The following is a 15,531-nucleotide window of genomic DNA, read 5'->3' as shown; positions in this document are numbered from 1 at the left end:
CGGATCGTTGCCGTCGGATCGTAACCGGATGTCAGCGCGCCCGGGAGGCGGTGATGCCGAAACAGATCAGGGCGACCCCGAGGATGGTTTTGGCCAATGCCGCCGGCGGAACCGGCAGAAAGCCCAGATAGCGGTAGCGCGCCAACTCGGCCAGAGCCATGGCCAAAGTTGCAGCCAGCAGCCAGCGGCCCGGAATAGGCCGATAACGCAGGCCGATCAGAGCCGCCAGCAGCAGGATGCCCAGCACGATCATCGGCAGGGGCAGCATTCCGATCGGCAGCCGGTCTGCCGCTACGGCAATCAGGATGGCGAGGCCGATGCCGGTGAACAGGGTCAGTCGTTTGCTGCCCGGCGGGATGATCAGGCTGAACACGGCGCCCAATGCCAGTCCGACCAGGCCAAGACTGGAGGCCAGATACCGCATATCGCCTTCCAGCCCGGCAAAAGCCGACCACCCCATGGCGGCGGCGAATTCGGCTCCGGCCACAGCAACATACAGGACGGCGCCGGTGCCCCAGAACAGGGCGGCCGGCAGGGGGCTGCGACTGACCAGGATGAGAAAGAGAATGCCGCCGGCCAGATAGACGGCGTGGGCGATCAAGGCGATATCAGGCATACGGGTACTATGCCCGGCGGCATCCCCGCTCGGCAAGCCGAGCAGAAGCCTGCCGCGAAGGCATGGGTGGGGCCACAAGAGGCAGGAATCGGGCCGGAAACGCGGCTTGCCGCGAGACTTTCTGCGGGGTTGACGCCTGCCTGGGGCGGGGCTATAACCCCCGCCTCGATTTATGCCGCAAGGCAGTGCCAACTATCGGAAATCACAAGCTATGGCTCAACACAAGTCCGCGGAGAAGCGCGCCCGCCAGACCAAGAAGCGCACGGCCGTCAACCGCGCGCGGCGCAGCAAAGTCCGCACCGCCGTCAAGAAGCTCGAGACCGCGATCGCCAGCGGCGACAAGTCCGCCGCCTCCGCCGCGCTGAAGGAAGCGCAGCCCGCCCTCGACAAGGGCGTGACCAAGGGTGCCGTGAAGTCACGCACCGCCTCGCGCAAGCTGTCGCGTCTGAACGCCCGCGTCAAAGCTATGGCTTGATCGGTTGCCGCGCGGGCCTCGCGCGACAGCAACCGGTATCGGTTCAAAACATCGCCCGTCTGGTGACAGCGGGCGATGTTTTTTTATGCGACTGCGAACGGCTTCATCGCAGATATGCCTCGTTCGCGGACGTTTTCATAGAGGCGATTAGTCCGTGCGCTATGCGCCCAAAGCGGCAGTGCCGCGATACAAGTTCCAATTCTGCAACAAGGAAAAATTTTTTTCGGGGAGTCTTCATCTGTCCGCTTGCGTGGCCCGGGCGATTTCCCTTTAATGCCTCTGCTACCGCGCGACGAAGGGGATTGAAGATGCCTCGTGAAGCGCAAGAAAGCGCTCGCGATATAAGGCGGACGCCCTTCGGAAACCGGCAGCACGCGTGACGGACAAGATAGATTTTTTTAAACAATAAACGTGGCGCGAGGTTGGGGATGTTGGCTTCGGTGATGGCGGGGGACGAGGACTATGCAGGTGATGTCACGACTACCGAAGCCTGGAACCAGCTTGCGAGCAATCCTGACGCCCAACTGATCGACGTCCGAACCCAACCGGAATGGAGCTTCGTCGGCGCGCCGGATCTCGGCAAGCTTGGCAAGCGCCCTTTGTTCGTATCCTGGCAAGTGTATCCTGAAATGAGCGTCAATCCGCGTTTTGCTGATGAATTGCGTGCCCAGGGCATTCGGCCCGGGCAGGCGCTGTTCTTTCTTTGCCGTTCCGGCGCACGGTCGCGGGCGGCGGCAAAAGCCATGACGGCTGCGGGTTTCTCGCCTTGCTATAACGTTGCCGGCGGTTTCGAGGGTGACCTCGATGCCGATAAACATCGCGGACGATTGAGCGGCTGGAAGGCTGCTGGTCTCGGCTGGATCCAGAGCTGAGGTCAGTCATGGCGAAGTCGTCTCATCCACAGCCGCAATCTGTCTCCATGACTGAAGATTCCTCAATGGAAAGCGCCCGCGCCGGGCAGAATGGCGAACCCCTCGATGTGCAGTGGCAGCGTGTCCGCGCCCGTCTGCGCGTCTCGTTCGGGGACGCCGCCTTCAATTCCTGGCTGAAGCCGCTGGCCCTGGCCGATGAAGGGCTGGCCGATGACGGCGATGTGCATCTGGCGGTGCCGACGCGCTTCATGCGCGACTGGGTCGCCAATCACTACAGCGAACGCCTGCGCGAAATCTGGCGGCTGGAAAATGCCGCCGTGCGTCGCGTCGTGATCCATGTCCGTCCTACCGGCGCCATTCAGGCATCGCAGGCCAAACCGATGATCGCCGCCGGCGAACAGTCGATGGCCGCGCCGATCGTCCGCCCGGCAGTGACCCGTGCCCCGTCCACCCTGCCGACCCTGCAGGTGCGCGACATGGACGACATCGAGCGCGAATTGTCCGCGCCGCTCGACCCGCGTTTCACGTTCGACAGTTTCATCACCGGCAAGTCGAACGAGCTCGCCCGTGCCGCCGCGCTGCGCGTGGCCGAAAGCCCGACCGTGACCTATAACCCGCTGTTCCTCTATGGCGGCGTGGGCCTGGGCAAGACCCATCTGATGCATGCCATCGGCTGGCATATCCGCCAGCGCTTCCCCGAGCGCCGGGTGGTCTATCTCTCGGCCGAGAAGTTCATGTACCAGTTCATCCGGGCGCTGCGCTTCAAGGACACGATGGCCTTCAAGGAGCAGTTCCGCTCGGTCGATGTGCTGATGATCGACGACATCCAGTTCATCGCCGGCAAGGAAAGCACCCAGGAAGAATTCTTCCATACCTTCAACGCGCTGTGCGACCAGAACCGCCAGATCATCGTCTCGGGCGATCGCTCGCCGTCGGATCTGGAGGGCATCGAGGAGCGCATGCGCTCGCGTCTGGGCTGGGGCCTGGTCGCTGACATTCATCCGACCGATTTCGAGCTGCGGCTGTCGATCCTGCAGGCCAAGGCCGAGAAGAACGGCCTGACCAACATTCCGCAGGATGTGCTGGAGTTCCTCGCCCGCCGTATCACGTCGAACGTTCGCGAGCTGGAAGGCGCGCTCAACCGCATCTCGGCCTATGCCAGCCTGGTCGGCAAGCCCGTCACCGTCACCTCGGCCCAGGAAGTGCTGCAGGATCTGCTGCGCGCCAACGACCGCAAGGTGACGATCGAGGAAATCCAGAAGCGCGTGGCCGAGCATTACTCGATCCGCTTCGCCGACATGCACAGCCCACGCCGCGCCCGCGCCGTGGCCCGTCCGCGCCAGGTGGCGATGTATCTGGCCAAGCAGCTCACCTCGCGGTCCCTGCCCGAGATCGGGCGCAAATTCGGCGGCCGCGACCACACCACGGTGATGCACGCCGTGCGCAAGATCGAGGAGCTGCGCGAGATCGACGCCGCATTCGCGGAAGACATCGATTTGCTGCGCCGCAAACTGGAAAGCTGATATTTTAAAAATATCATTGTTTTTCAGTAATTTAAGATCGATTTGAGGCCGCCGCAAGGCGGCTTCTTCGCACCTGCAAAAACGGTTCGAAACCAGGCCAAATCCCTCGCGTACAAAAGGGGGGTTTGATATATTTGACGGACTCGGCAAAACCCTGCCGAAACCAACAAAAACATCACTGGTTTCCAGCCATGAAATTCACCATCGAGCGTGCCGTCCTGCTCACCGCCCTGAGCCACGTCCAGAGCGTGGTCGAGCGCCGCAACACGATCCCGATCCTGTCGAATGTGCTGCTGGAAGCCGAAGGCGACCGCCTGGCGCTCACCGCCACCGACCTGGATATCGCCGTGGTCGAGAAACTTCCGGCCAAGGTGGCGCAGCCGGGCGCGACCACGGTTCCGGCCCATACGTTCTACGACATCGTGCGCAAGTTGCCCGAGGGCGCCGAGGTCGAGTTGACCTATACCGCGGCCGAGCAGCGCCTCGATCTGCGCGCCGGGCGTTCCAGCTTCAAGCTGAGCTGCCTGCCCAAGGATGATTTCCCGGTGATGGCCGCCGGCGACCTGCCGCACAGTTTCACGCTGCCGGCCGAGCAGCTGCGCCGCCTGATCGACAAGACGCGCTTCGCCATCTCCACCGAAGAGACCCGCTATTACCTGAACGGCATCTATGTGCATGCCGCCAGCAGCGCCGGTGTGCCGATGCTGCGCGCCGTGGCCACCGATGGCCATCGCCTGGCGCGCGTCGAGGCGCCGCTGCCGGCCGGTGCCGCCGGCATGCCCGGCGTGATCGTGCCGCGCAAGACGGTGAATGAATTGCGCAAGCTGCTGGAAGGCGGCGCGGCCGAAGCCAAGATCGAACTGAGCGATACCAAGATCCGCTTCGCCTTCGGCGATCTTGTCCTGGTCTCCAAGCTGATCGACGGCGCCTTCCCGGAATACGAACGCGTCATTCCGCGCGACAACGACAAGGTGATGGAAGTCGACAGCAAGGCGTTCGCCGCCGCCGTCGACCGCGTCGCCACCATCTCGACCGAGAAAAGCCGCGCCGTGAAGCTGTCACTCAAGCCCGACGGCATCGAACTGTCGGCCACCAGCCCGGACCAGGGCTCGGCTTCCGAGCAGCTCACCGCGGCCTATAGCGCGAAGCCGATCGAGATCGGTTACAACTCGCGCTACCTGCTGGATATCGCCAGCCAGATCGAGGGCGAGAATGCCCGCTTCCTGCTGGCCGATGCACTGGCGCCCACCGTTGTCCGCGACCCCAGCGACGACGGCGCGCTGTATGTGCTGATGCCGATGCGAGTCTGAGTTTGGTGCGTAGCGCAGCTCTGGTTGCGGAACAGTCGTACGAAGGCGCGACAGCGGGCGGCACCGCCGTTCTCTCGCTCAGCCTGCGCGATTTCCGCAATTACGCCGAGCTGCATCTGCGTCTGAGCGGGCAGCCTGTGGTACTGACCGGGCCGAACGGGGCCGGAAAGACGAATATCCTGGAGGCGCTGTCCTTCTTCAGCCCCGGTCGGGGTCTGCGGCGCGCCAGATTGTCGGACGTGAGCCGTGCTTCTGCCCAGCCGGCGCGGCGCTGCTGGGCCGCCCATGCGGATCTGGTCAGCGCCATCGGCCCGGTCGCCATTGGCACCGGTCTGGCGGAGGTGGCCGGCGACGAGGAAATGGCCGAGCGCCGCATCGTGCGGATCAATGGCGAGCCGGCGGCGAGCGCCAATGGCCTGGCCGAGTATCTGGATGTGGTGTGGCTGACGCCGCAGATGGACCGTCTGTTCGTCGAGGGGTTGTCGACGCGACGCCGGTTCATGGACCGGCTGGTTTACGGCCTGGATGGCGGTCATGCCCGCCAGGTGGCCGCCTTCGAGCGGGCGATGCGGGAACGCAATCGTCTGTTGAAGAGCGGCGGCGCGGACTTGGCCTGGCTGGCGGCATTGGAAAGCCAGATGGCCGAGCATGGCGTGGCGGTGGCTGCGGCGCGGCGCGAGGCGCTGGGGCGGATCGAGGCCGGCATGGCGCTGGCCACCGGGCCGTTTCCGCGGGCAAGGCTGGCGGCACAGGGCGTGATCGAGGCCTGGCTGGCCGACATGCCGGCGCTGGCGGCGGAAGAGAAATACCGCGCCACGCTGGCCGAGCGCCGCGGCATCGATCGCGAGGCCGGCGCGGCTACCGAGGGCCCGCATCGCAGTGACATGGCGGTGTGGCACGCGGAGAAGGATCAGCCGGCGGCGCAGTGTTCGACCGGCGAGCAGAAGGCGCTGCTGATCGCCATCACGCTGGCCAATGCGCGGCTGATCCGCGCCCGCCGGCAGATGGCGCCGCTGATGCTGCTGGACGAGATTTCGGCGCATCTCGACGCCCGGCGGCGGGCGGCGCTGTATGAGGAATTGCTCGCGCTCGGCGGGCAGGTATGGCTGACCGGCACCGATGACGACCTGTTTGCGGGTCTGGCCGGTCAGGCGGAGTTTTTCACGGTGGCCGATGGCGTGGTGACGCCGCGGCACACTCTCAGTTGAGGCAGTGACGACATGAGCGAAGCAGTGAATCCGCAGGGCAATGAAGGCAATGGCGAGAATTATGATTCTTCCGCCATCAAGGTGCTGAAGGGCCTGGACGCGGTACGCAAGCGCCCGGGCATGTATATCGGCGACACCGATGACGGCACCGGCCTGCATCATATGGTCTACGAGGTGGTCGACAACGCCATCGACGAGGCGCTGGCCGGCTATTGCGACGAGGTCTATGTCGGCCTCAATCCCGATGGGTCCTGCACCGTGCGCGACAATGGCCGTGGCATCCCGGTCGACATCCATCCGGAAGAGGGCGTTTCGGCCGCGCAGGTCATCATGACCCAGCTGCATGCCGGCGGCAAATTCGACCAGAATTCCTACAAGGTCTCGGGCGGCCTGCATGGCGTGGGCGTGTCGGTGGTGAACGCCCTGTCCACCACGCTCGATCTCAGGATCTGGCGCGGCGGCAAGGCTTATGCCATGCGCTTCCGTCACGGCGATCCGGAAGCGCCGCTGGCGGAGGTGGGCGAGGCCGATGGCAAGCGCGGCACGGAAGTCACGTTCCTGCCGTCGCCGGAAACCTTCACCAAGACCGAATTCGATTACGGCACGCTGGAGCATCGCCTGCGCGAACTGGCGTTCCTCAATAACGGCGTGAAGATCGTGCTGGAAGACATGCGCGGCGTCGAGCCCAAGCGCGTGGAGCTGCGCTACGAGGGCGGCGTCGAGGCATTCGTCACCTATCTCGACCGCAACAAGAATCCCCTGCACAAGCCGCCGATCGCCATCCGGGGCGAGCGCGACGGCATCGGCATCGAAGTGGCGCTGGAATGGAACGACGGCTACCACGAGACGATGCTGTGCTTCACCAACAACATCCCGCAGCGCGATGGCGGCACGCATCTGGCCGGTTTCCGCGGCGCCCTGACGCGCTGCGTGAACGGCTATGCCAATGAAAGCGGCATCGCCAAGAAGGAGAAGGTGTCGCTGACCGGCGACGATGCGCGCGAGGGCCTGACCTGCGTGCTGTCGGTGAAGGTGCCGGACCCGAAATTCTCCTCCCAGACCAAGGACAAGCTGGTGTCGTCGGAAGTTCGCCCGGCGGTGGAAAGCCTAGTCAACGAACTGCTGGCGTCGTGGTTCGAGGAACACCCGGCCGATGCGCGCCAGATCGTCGGCAAGGTAGTCGAGGCCGCCGCCGCCCGCGAAGCCGCGCGCAAGGCGCGTGAACTGACCCGGCGCAAGGGCGCGCTCGATATCTCCTCGCTGCCCGGCAAGCTGGCGGATTGCCAGGAGCGCGATCCGGCCAAGGCCGAACTCTTCCTCGTCGAGGGTGACTCGGCGGGCGGCTCGGCCAAGCAGGGGCGCAATCGCGCCTTCCAGGCCGTGCTGCCGCTGCGCGGCAAGATCTTGAACGTCGAGCGCGCGCGCTTCGACAAGATGCTGTCCTCGCAGGAAATCGGCACGCTGATCACGGCCTTGGGCACCGGCATCGGCCATGAGGATTTCGATCCGGCCAAGCTGCGCTATCACAAGATCATCATCATGACCGACGCCGACGTGGACGGCGCGCATATCCGCACCCTGCTGCTGACCTTCTTCTTCCGTCAGATGAAGCCGCTGATCGATGCCGGGCATCTCTATATCGCCCAGCCGCCGCTTTATAAGGTCAAGCGCGGCCAGTCTGAGCGCTATCTGAAGGACGAGGCGGCGCTGGAGGATTTCCTGATCAACGAGGGCATCGAGAATGCCGTGCTGCGCCTGCATGACGACAGCCAGCGCGCCGGGCCGGACCTGAAGCTGCTGCTCGATCATGCCCGCATGGCCAAGGCCCTGCTGACGGCGATCGGCAAGCGCTACAATCCGTGGATCGTCGAGCAGGCCGCCATCCTCGGCATGCTGGTGCCCGAGCTGGTGGCCGATCCGGCCAAGGCCGGCCCGGCGGCGGAGGCGCTGGCCAGGCGTTTGAACGCGCTGACGCCGGAGCTGGAGCGCGGCTGGGTTTGCGAGGCGGCCGGCGAGGGCGCCATGAGCGTGAAGCGCAGCCTGCGCGGTTATACCGAAAGTTATCTGCTGGATGCCCAGCTGTTCCGTTCGGCCGAGGCGCGCAAGCTGAACGAGATGGCCGGCGAACTGCAGGCCACCTATCTGCGGCCGGCCGAACTGCGCCGCAAGGATGAAGTGCATCCGGTGCAGGGCCCGCTCGACCTGCTCGACCGGGTGCAGACCATCGGCCGCCGCGGCATCACCATGCAGCGCTACAAGGGTCTGGGCGAGATGAATCCCGATCAGCTCTGGGAAACCACGCTGGATCCGGAAGCGCGCAGCCTGCTGCAGGTGAAGGTCGATCACGCCGAGGATGCCGACAACGTGTTCGAGACCCTGATGGGCGATGTGGTGGAACCACGCCGCGACTTCATCCAGAGCAACGCGCTGAACGTCGTCAATCTCGATATTTAACGGCCCCTTAGGGCTGCCGAGCCTGCCCTGGCTTGACGCTAGGGCAGGCTTACGCGCGTCTTGCGGCCGGCGGCGGCTGGGATAATCTGGCGCGAACAGAAAATCCGGAGGCGAGGAAATGGACCTGAATTTCACAGCCGACGAACTGGCTTTTCGCGACGAGGTCCGCCGGTTCATCGAGCAGAATTTCGACAGCGAGATGCGCGCCGCCATGGCGCGCACCCGCACCGGCTATATCGCCAAGCATCTGCATATCCGCTGGCAGAAGGCGCTGAACGAAAAGGGCTGGCTGGCGCCGAACTGGCCGGTCGAATACGGCGGTCCGGGCTGGACGCCCACCCAGCGCTATATCTATGAGCAGGAGATGAGCTCGGCCGGTGCCCCCATCGTGGTGCCCTTCGGCCCGCGCATGCTGGCGCCGGTGATCATGAAATTCGGCACCGAGGCGCAGAAGAAGAAATATCTGCCCGACATCCTGGCCAGCAACACCTGGTGGTGCCAGGGCTATTCCGAACCGGGCGCCGGTTCCGACCTCGCCAGCCTGCAGATGAAGGCCGAGGACAAGGGCGACCATTTCCTGTGCAACGGCAGCAAGATCTGGACCTCCGAGGCCCAGCATGCCGACATGATCTTCTGCCTGGTGCGCACAGCCCAGACCAAGAAGCCGCAGGAGGGCATTTCCTTCCTGCTGATCGACATGAAATCGCCCGGCGTCACCGTTTCGCCCATCGTCACCATCGACGAGGCCAGCGAGGGCATGCAGGAGGTCAACCAAGTTTTCTTCGACGATGTGAAGGTGCCGAAGGAGAATCTGGTCGGCGAGCTGAACCAGGGCTGGACCTGCGCCAAATACCTGCTGGAATTCGAGCGCGGCAATGCCTATTCCGGCCATCTCAAGCGGCATCTGGCGCATCTGCGCAAGATGGCCAAAGCCGAACAGGCCCATGGCGCGCCGCTGGCGCAGGACCCCGATTTCGCCGCCAAGCTGGCCCAGGCCGAAATGGACATCATGGCCATGGAGATGCTGGAGCTGCGTGTGCTGGGCGGCACCAAGAGCGGCCAGAATCTGGGCGCGGCCTCGTCCATGCTGAAGACGCGCGGCACCGAGCTGCAGCAGCTGGTCACCGAACTGTCGGCCGAGGCGGTGGGGTATTACGCCTCGCCGTTCACGCCGCTGATCGAGGGCTCGAATGAACCCACCATCGGCCCGGATTATGCCGACGGCGCGGCGCCGCGTTACCTCAACATGCGCAAGGTGACGATCTACGCCGGCTCCAACGAGATCCAGCGCAACATCATGTCGAAGCTGATCCTCGGCCTCTGAGGCCGGGGAACAGGATCGCCGGGCAACGGGTTTACGCTTTCGCGATCACGGCAATCAGCCCGCCGCCATCGGGGCCCTGATGCTCGGCGCCGCCGGATACGAAAACCCGGCCATCGCCCAGCATGCCGGCCACCATGCCGCCCACCGCGCCGCGGATATGGCGCTGGGCGTTGATGTCGGTGTCGTCCAGCATGGTATGCCGGTTGCCGCGCACCAGGCCGCGCCGGTCGGGTTCGCATTTCACCAGCACGCCATGGATGCGTCCCGCATCGGCGGACGATACCTGCGGCAGCGCCGGAATCCCCAGGTCGCCGAGCACCGTGCCGATGGCGGCGATATCCAGGGCGTCCTGCATCGGCCGGTGCGCAATCATCAGATCGCCCTGCCAGCGCGGCGAGTTGCCCAGGACAATCACTTCGTTGCAGTCCACCTCCACGCCCGATGAAATGCTGGCGCGGTCGGATTGCACGGCGTAGTCGCTGAACATCGCCGCCTCGGTGATCTTCTCCGGCGGGACATCGCCCAGCGCCAGCGCCACGCCGAAGGCGCCGGCCACGCGGGCATAGGCCATCGAGCGGTTGGAATCGGCGGTCAGGACGCTGGCGCCGCGCGCCGCAGCCGCCTGGGCCCGTGCCGCCGTCACACAAGGCGCCTTCACCTGCACGAAATGCACATCAGCCGGATCGTCGATGCCGGCATCTGCCATGGCCTGCCGCACGGTGTCGGCCACCATCTCGATATGGGCGCTACGGCCCACGGCTTCGGGCGGCAGGGACGGGCTGAACGCCACGCCGATGGCCAGGCGTTTGTTGGCCGGGCTGTCGGAGTCTGACGGAGACCGCGCGAAAACCAGATAATGCGGCGACAGAACGCCCTCGGTGCCGCCAGACAACACGCAGGGAATGCCGGCCACGATCTCTTGTCGTGGCCGGCCCGTCCGCTCGGCCAGCAGGCTGGAAAAAGCCAGGGTGAAATAGCCGCGCGTGAAATCGTTCACGCCGCCATTGCCTTCGGTCTTGCCGATCACGGCCGTCACATGGGCGGGATCGAGTTGCCCGCTGTCAAACAGCGCGGCAAGGGCGGACAAATCGCCGGGGTGGCTCATGGCGAGCCGGTATACATAAGCCTGCATGATGGATGCTCCTAAGCGAGACATTCCATCCGTAGCAAGATGCATTCCGGCACCGTGGCGCCGTATTGCCGGCTTTGCCGGCCATGTTGCCTGATAATTGGGCGGCATATGCCGATGGGATGGGCGGCCTGCAACCCGGCATGAGGAAGGCTGCACGGCAAAGCTGCAACGCCGTCGAGTCCGTGCCGGAATCTCGCGATCGTCACGGCTGGCACAGTGTATGCACAGTAACGGTCAGCGAAATTGCACGGCACGCATCATCATGCCCGGTACCATCACTGGCCTGTTCCATGTGGCGATCAAGACCGCGGATCTGGCGAAGACCCGCTGGTTCTATTGCGATCTGCTTGGCCTGTCGGAAGTGGCGCGGCCTGATTTCGGTTATCCCGGCGCCTGGATCGCGGTGCCGACGCCGGTGGGCGAGGCCATCATCCATATCTATGCCGGTGGTCCGGCGCTTGGCACCGATAATGTCGTTCCCAGCGGCAGCGGCGCGATCGACCATATCTCGCTGACCGGCGTGGGCTATCACGATTTCATCGCACGGTTCCGCCAGCATGGCGTGGACTGGCGCGAATTCCTCGTGCCCAACACCACATACTGGCAGCTCTTCGTCTACGACCCCAGCGGCGTGCAGCTTGAGCTCACATTCGATGGCCGCGCCGAGCAGGGGCCGCTGCCGGATATGTCGCCCGGCCGCCGCTATGTGGCGGGCAGCAGTTTCTTCGTTCCATCGCAAAAAGAATACGCCTGACCGACAAGGAGAAACCAATGACCATCCGCTCCATCAAAATCGCCGCGCTGGCAGGCGCCGCGCTGATCGCCATCGGCACCGCCGGCAGTGTCGAGGCGGCCGACAAGGTGAAGGTCGGCGTGTTCCCGGTTTCGTCGGCGCTGCCTTATTTCGTCGCGCTCGAGCGCGGCTATTTCAAGGAACAGAATATCGATGCCGAGATGGTCAAGCTGATGGGCGCGCCGCCCATCGTGCAGGGGATGCTGACCGGCGATCTGGATGCCGGCGCCAATCTCGTCACCGTCGATGGCATGAACGCCAATACCAAGAAAGAGGGTCTGGTGTATTACATGTCGCTCTACGGGCAGAACAAGTTCGCCCAGATGGAGCAGTTCGTCGCCAAGACCGGCCTCGATGCCAAGAGCGTGAAGGATTTCAAGGGTTCGCCCAAGAAGATCATGTCGGCGCCCGGCGCCGGCAACATGGCCATGGCCCGCGCGGTGCTGGGTGCCGTTGGCATGAAGGAAGGTGCCGATTACACCCTGACCGAACTGGCGATGAACCTGCATGTCGATGCGATGAAGGCCGGCACCTTCGACATCGGCTACACCCTGGAACCGAATGCCACGGTGATGAACAATACGGGTGCCGCGAAAACGGTCGAGGCCGGCGTGGTGGCCAAATACATTATCGGCCGCGAGGATGCCTATGCCTATATGGCCGGTGGCGCGATCACCGGAAAATTCATGAAGGAAAAACCGGATGTGGCGCGGCGTTTCTCGGCGGCCTGGCGCAAGGCGCTGAAGGACATCGAGCAGGACCCCACCACCCGCGAGCTGCTGAAAGGCAATACCTTCACCCCGCCGGAACTGGCGATGACCATTCCGCTGCCGCGGATGCTGATGGTCGACCAGCTTTCGGCCCAGGACAAGAAGGATTTCCAGAAGGTGATCGACTTCACCATCGAGAGCGGCGTGATCAAGGAAAAGGTCGATACCCAGAAATACCTGGTTGTGCTCGACAAGAAGGCGGGCAGTTGATGATCGGACGTACGCGGGCGGCCATGCGGCTGGTGACGGGCGGGGCCGCGGCGGCGGTGCCCGCTCCGCAGCCGACGGGTGAAGCGGAAAAGTCCTATCGCTGGTTCCCGCCCGGCACACACATAACGGTGCGCGGGCTGTCGAAGCAGTTCCAGGGCAGCCCGCTCTACCAGGATTTCGACCTCGATTTGCCGCGCGGCAAGGTGGTGTCGGTATTCGGGCCGAATGGCTGCGGCAAGAGCACGATCATCAACATGATCGCGGGCCTGATCCCGGTCGACAAGGGCGATATCCTGTTCGATGGCAAGACCATTGATGAAACCCGTATCGGCTACGTGTTCCAGAATTACCGCGAGGCGCTGTTTCCCTGGCTGCGCGCCATCGACAATATCCATTATCCGCTCAAGTTGATGGGGCTGGGCCGTCGCGAACGCCAGGAAAAGGTCGAGAAACTGCTGAGCCGCTTTCAGGTCAAGATCGATTTCAATCGCTATCCCTACGAATTGTCCGGCGGCCAGCAGCAGACGGTGTCGATCCTGCGTTCCCTGGTCATGGAGCCCGAGGTCCTGTTCCTGGATGAGCCGTTTTCAGCGCTGGATTACGAGATGACGCTGTTCATGCGCGACCAGATGCAGAAAGCGTTCATGGAGACGAATACCACCATGGTCATCGTCAGCCATGACCTGGAAGAGGCCGTCTACCTGGCCGATTACGTCCTGCTGCTGACGCGACGGCCGACGCAGATCGCCGATTTCGTCGAGGTGCCGCTGCCGCGTCCGCGTTCGGCCGAGACGCTGTCGGACCCGAAATTCATCGAGATCAAGAGCCATTGCCTCGATATCTTCCGGCGGGAGGCCAGACTGTAATGGATATCGCCGCGACACTGGGCCGCTTGCGGCCGATGCTGGGGGTGGGACTGCTGCTGCTGGTCTGGTGGGTCGCCACCGCCCTTGAAGTGGCCGATCCCGTGCTGCTGCCGCCGCCACAGAAGGCCTTCAGGGCGCTTTATGATGGTCTGATCGGCGGGCCGCTGCTGGCCGATTTCGCCCAGACCATCTACCGCACGGTTCTGTCGTTCCTGATCGCCTCCGCCATCGCCATTCCGCTCGGCGTGGCGCTCGGCGCCGCCGACAAGCTCTACCGTTCGGTCGAGTTTGTGATCGATTTCTTCCGCTCCACGCCGGCTTCCGCGGTCTTTCCGCTGTTCCTGGTGCTGTTCGGCGTCGGCGACAAGACCAAGATCGCCGTGGCGGCCTTCGGCGCCGTGCTGGTGATCCTGTTCAACGTGGCCTATGGCGTGATGAATGCGCGCAAGACCCGCGTCCTCGCCGCCAAGGTGATGGGGGCCAACCGTCTGCAGATCCTGAAGGATGTGTATTTCTGGGAATCCCTGCCGCAGACCTTCATCGGCATGCGCAACGGCATCTCGCTCTGCCTGGTCATCATCGTGGTGGCCGAGATGTTCATCGGCTCGACCGATGGCATCGGCCATCGCCTGATCGAGGCGCAGATGCTGTTCGAGATGCCGACCATGTATGCCGCGATCTTTGCCGCCGGCGCGCTGGGATATGGCATGAACTGGATCTTCCTGACCATCGAGAAAACCTTTGTGCATTGGGGCGGCAAATGAGTGGTCGGCGCAAACGCATCGTCATCGCCGGCTCTGGCGTTGCCGGCAGCATCCTGGCCTATGGCCTGCGCGACCTTCCCGATGCCGAGGTCATCTGCCTGGAGCGTGCCAGCGCCGACGATCACAGCGATGCGGGCACTGGTCTGAATGTCGGCCCCAACGCGATCAAGGCGCTGCGGCGTTTCCTGCCCGATCTGGCCGACCTGCTGGTTTCCGCCAGCCTGCCGTGGAAAAGCTGGCGCATCTCGCTGACCGGCGGCCGTGAGTTGATGAATCTGCCGTTATCCCAGGTCGCGGATAACGACGGCATCCGCATCCGCTGGTCGCAGCTCTATGCCCTGTTGCGGCAGCCCGTGCTGGATCATGTGCGGTTTGGCGTGGAGGTGACGGCGATGCGCTATGCCCGTGCCGGCGAGGCCGGGCCGATCGTGGTCGAGACGATCGATCGCGCCACCGGCGCAGGCGGGGTCATCGATGGCGTCGATCTGCTGGTTGGCGGCGATGGCCGCTATTCGCGCGTGCGCGAGACCTTCCTGGGTCGGCCGAGGCCCTATTTTCTCGGTGTCTGCATTTTCCGTTTGCTGATCGAGCAGAGCAGGATCGATCTGGTCGACGATTACGAGCAGTGGTTCAATGGCCCGAACCGGTTGCTGGCTTTCCGCGTGCCCGGCAACGGCACCTATATCGCCGGGTCATTTCCCATCGATCCCGATGAGGATGTGCCGGACGGGGTCAAACGGGCCGATGCCCTGCGCGCGCTCTACACGCCGCGCGATGGCGCGCCCAGCGATCAATGTGCCTTCCTGATCGATGCGATCTGCCAGAACCTGGCCGATATCCACTGGGCGCGGCTGCAGGAGGCGCCGCCGGTCTTCAGCGATCCGGGCCAGCGCATCCTCTTGCTGGGCGATGCCGCGCATCCGATGGTGCCCACGCTGGGGCAGGGCGCCACCCAGGCCATCGAGGATGCCTGCGTGGCGGTCACCCGGCTGCGCAAGGCGCTGCATGGCGGCGGCGATATCGGCACGGCACTGGAAGCGATTGAGCAGCAGCGTCGTGCCCGCGTGGAATTCGTGGTCGATTTCTCGCGCGACGCCACCGATACCATGCTGGCGGGTTCCGATCCGGTGGCCGGTAGTCTGGCCAAGACCCGGCCTGATTTCCAGGCCAAGCTGGCCAAGCTCTATCGCGACGTACCGGCTGCTTAAAGCGCC

The 15,531-nt window shown here is 64.2% G+C and carries 14 protein-coding genes; 12 read left to right on the top strand and 2 right to left on the bottom strand.

The genetic code is table 11. The annotated features are described in order from the left end of the window. Window positions 1–31: 31 nt before the first annotated feature. Complete coding sequence (locus tag ACE3OO_RS03505) at window positions 32–616, bottom strand: hypothetical protein (protein WP_374299764.1); 585 nt, start codon at window positions 614–616, stop codon at window positions 32–34. Between the two features lie 211 nt (window positions 617–827). Here ACE3OO_RS03505 and rpsT point away from each other — a divergent pair, with 211 nt between their 5' ends. The 7 genes from rpsT to ACE3OO_RS03470 all read left to right on the top strand — a co-directional run bounded on the left by rpsT (window position 828) and on the right by ACE3OO_RS03470 (window position 9,782). Further along, window positions 828–1,091, top strand: coding sequence for a 30S ribosomal protein S20 (gene rpsT, locus ACE3OO_RS03500; RefSeq protein WP_374299763.1), 264 nt, complete (start codon window positions 828–830; stop codon window positions 1,089–1,091). A 428-nt stretch (window positions 1,092–1,519) separates the two neighbouring features. Beyond that, window positions 1,520–1,963, top strand: coding sequence for a rhodanese-like domain-containing protein (locus ACE3OO_RS03495; RefSeq protein ID WP_374299761.1), 444 nt, complete (start codon window positions 1,520–1,522; stop codon window positions 1,961–1,963). A gap of 65 nt (window positions 1,964–2,028) precedes the next feature. Beyond that, window positions 2,029–3,486, top strand: a complete 1,458-nt coding sequence (dnaA, locus tag ACE3OO_RS03490) for a chromosomal replication initiator protein DnaA (RefSeq protein WP_374299759.1) — start codon at window positions 2,029–2,031, stop codon at window positions 3,484–3,486. A gap of 191 nt (window positions 3,487–3,677) precedes the next feature. After that, window positions 3,678–4,796: a DNA polymerase III subunit beta gene (dnaN, locus tag ACE3OO_RS03485; protein WP_374299757.1), complete on the top strand. Its 1,119-nt coding sequence runs from the start codon at window positions 3,678–3,680 to the stop codon at window positions 4,794–4,796. A 5-nt stretch (window positions 4,797–4,801) separates the two neighbouring features. Continuing rightward, window positions 4,802–6,004: a DNA replication/repair protein RecF gene (recF, locus tag ACE3OO_RS03480; RefSeq protein WP_374299756.1), complete on the top strand. Its 1,203-nt coding sequence runs from the start codon at window positions 4,802–4,804 to the stop codon at window positions 6,002–6,004. A gap of 12 nt (window positions 6,005–6,016) precedes the next feature. Next, window positions 6,017–8,458 carry a DNA topoisomerase (ATP-hydrolyzing) subunit B gene (gene gyrB / locus ACE3OO_RS03475; RefSeq protein ID WP_374299754.1) on the top strand — a complete coding sequence of 814 codons (2,442 nt, stop codon included), beginning with the start codon at window positions 6,017–6,019 and terminating at the stop codon, window positions 8,456–8,458. 118 nt (window positions 8,459–8,576) lie between these two features. Beyond that, window positions 8,577–9,782 carry an acyl-CoA dehydrogenase family protein gene (locus tag ACE3OO_RS03470; protein ID WP_374299752.1) on the top strand — a complete coding sequence of 402 codons (1,206 nt, stop codon included), beginning with the start codon at window positions 8,577–8,579 and terminating at the stop codon, window positions 9,780–9,782. Between the two features lie 31 nt (window positions 9,783–9,813). Here the strand turns inward: ACE3OO_RS03470 and ACE3OO_RS03465 are convergent, their stop codons facing one another. Beyond that, on the bottom strand, window positions 9,814–10,914 hold the full coding sequence (locus ACE3OO_RS03465) for a ring-opening amidohydrolase (protein ID WP_374299750.1): 1,101 nt from the start codon (window positions 10,912–10,914) through the stop codon (window positions 9,814–9,816). A gap of 262 nt (window positions 10,915–11,176) precedes the next feature. Here ACE3OO_RS03465 and ACE3OO_RS03460 point away from each other — a divergent pair, with 262 nt between their 5' ends. From ACE3OO_RS03460 to ACE3OO_RS03440, 5 genes are read left to right on the top strand one after another with little or no spacing between them, the layout of a single operon-like run. Next, window positions 11,177–11,668, top strand: coding sequence for a VOC family protein (locus tag ACE3OO_RS03460; RefSeq protein ID WP_374299748.1), 492 nt, complete (start codon window positions 11,177–11,179; stop codon window positions 11,666–11,668). 17 nt (window positions 11,669–11,685) lie between these two features. Next, complete coding sequence (locus ACE3OO_RS03455; protein WP_374299745.1) at window positions 11,686–12,687, top strand: ABC transporter substrate-binding protein; 1,002 nt, start codon at window positions 11,686–11,688, stop codon at window positions 12,685–12,687. Continuing rightward, entirely contained in the window at window positions 12,687–13,553 is an 867-nt protein-coding gene (locus ACE3OO_RS03450; RefSeq protein ID WP_374299743.1) for an ABC transporter ATP-binding protein, read from the top strand. The genes ACE3OO_RS03455 and ACE3OO_RS03450 overlap by 1 nt, the downstream gene beginning before the upstream one ends. Next, a complete protein-coding gene (locus ACE3OO_RS03445; protein ID WP_374299741.1) occupies window positions 13,553–14,317 on the top strand; it encodes an ABC transporter permease in 765 nt (254 codons plus the stop codon). The genes ACE3OO_RS03450 and ACE3OO_RS03445 overlap by 1 nt, the downstream gene beginning before the upstream one ends. Beyond that, the gene (locus tag ACE3OO_RS03440; RefSeq protein WP_374299739.1) at window positions 14,314–15,525 is read left to right on the top strand and encodes an FAD-dependent oxidoreductase; all 1,212 of its coding nucleotides are present in this window, start codon (window positions 14,314–14,316) and stop codon (window positions 15,523–15,525) included. The genes ACE3OO_RS03445 and ACE3OO_RS03440 overlap by 4 nt, the downstream gene beginning before the upstream one ends. Window positions 15,526–15,531 lie beyond the last annotated feature (6 nt).

The sequence above is a fragment of the Ferrovibrio sp. genome (genome assembly GCF_041906005.1).
Classification (GTDB): Bacteria; Pseudomonadota; Alphaproteobacteria; order Ferrovibrionales; family Ferrovibrionaceae; genus Ferrovibrio.
The sequence above is the reverse complement of the archived record's forward strand: the minus strand, read 5'-3'. Positions and strand labels throughout refer to the sequence as shown.

Excerpts from the sequence above, each read along its gene's own strand:
- ACE3OO_RS03505 (WP_374299764.1), bottom strand. The coding sequence starts at position 616 with ATGCCTGATATCGCCTTGATCGCCCACGCCGTCTATCTGGCCGGCGGC.
- rpsT (WP_374299763.1), top strand. The coding sequence starts at position 828 with ATGGCTCAACACAAGTCCGCGGAGAAGCGCGCCCGCCAGACCAAGAAG.
- ACE3OO_RS03495 (WP_374299761.1), top strand. The coding sequence starts at position 1,520 with ATGTTGGCTTCGGTGATGGCGGGGGACGAGGACTATGCAGGTGATGTC.
- dnaA (WP_374299759.1), top strand. The coding sequence starts at position 2,029 with ATGGAAAGCGCCCGCGCCGGGCAGAATGGCGAACCCCTCGATGTGCAG.
- dnaN (WP_374299757.1), top strand. The coding sequence starts at position 3,678 with ATGAAATTCACCATCGAGCGTGCCGTCCTGCTCACCGCCCTGAGCCAC.
- gyrB (WP_374299754.1), top strand. The coding sequence starts at position 6,017 with ATGAGCGAAGCAGTGAATCCGCAGGGCAATGAAGGCAATGGCGAGAAT.
- ACE3OO_RS03470 (WP_374299752.1), top strand. The coding sequence starts at position 8,577 with ATGGACCTGAATTTCACAGCCGACGAACTGGCTTTTCGCGACGAGGTC.
- ACE3OO_RS03465 (WP_374299750.1), bottom strand. The coding sequence starts at position 10,914 with ATGCAGGCTTATGTATACCGGCTCGCCATGAGCCACCCCGGCGATTTG.
- ACE3OO_RS03460 (WP_374299748.1), top strand. The coding sequence starts at position 11,177 with ATGCCCGGTACCATCACTGGCCTGTTCCATGTGGCGATCAAGACCGCG.
- ACE3OO_RS03455 (WP_374299745.1), top strand. The coding sequence starts at position 11,686 with ATGACCATCCGCTCCATCAAAATCGCCGCGCTGGCAGGCGCCGCGCTG.
- ACE3OO_RS03450 (WP_374299743.1), top strand. The coding sequence starts at position 12,687 with ATGATCGGACGTACGCGGGCGGCCATGCGGCTGGTGACGGGCGGGGCC.
- ACE3OO_RS03445 (WP_374299741.1), top strand. The coding sequence starts at position 13,553 with ATGGATATCGCCGCGACACTGGGCCGCTTGCGGCCGATGCTGGGGGTG.
- ACE3OO_RS03440 (WP_374299739.1), top strand. The coding sequence starts at position 14,314 with ATGAGTGGTCGGCGCAAACGCATCGTCATCGCCGGCTCTGGCGTTGCC.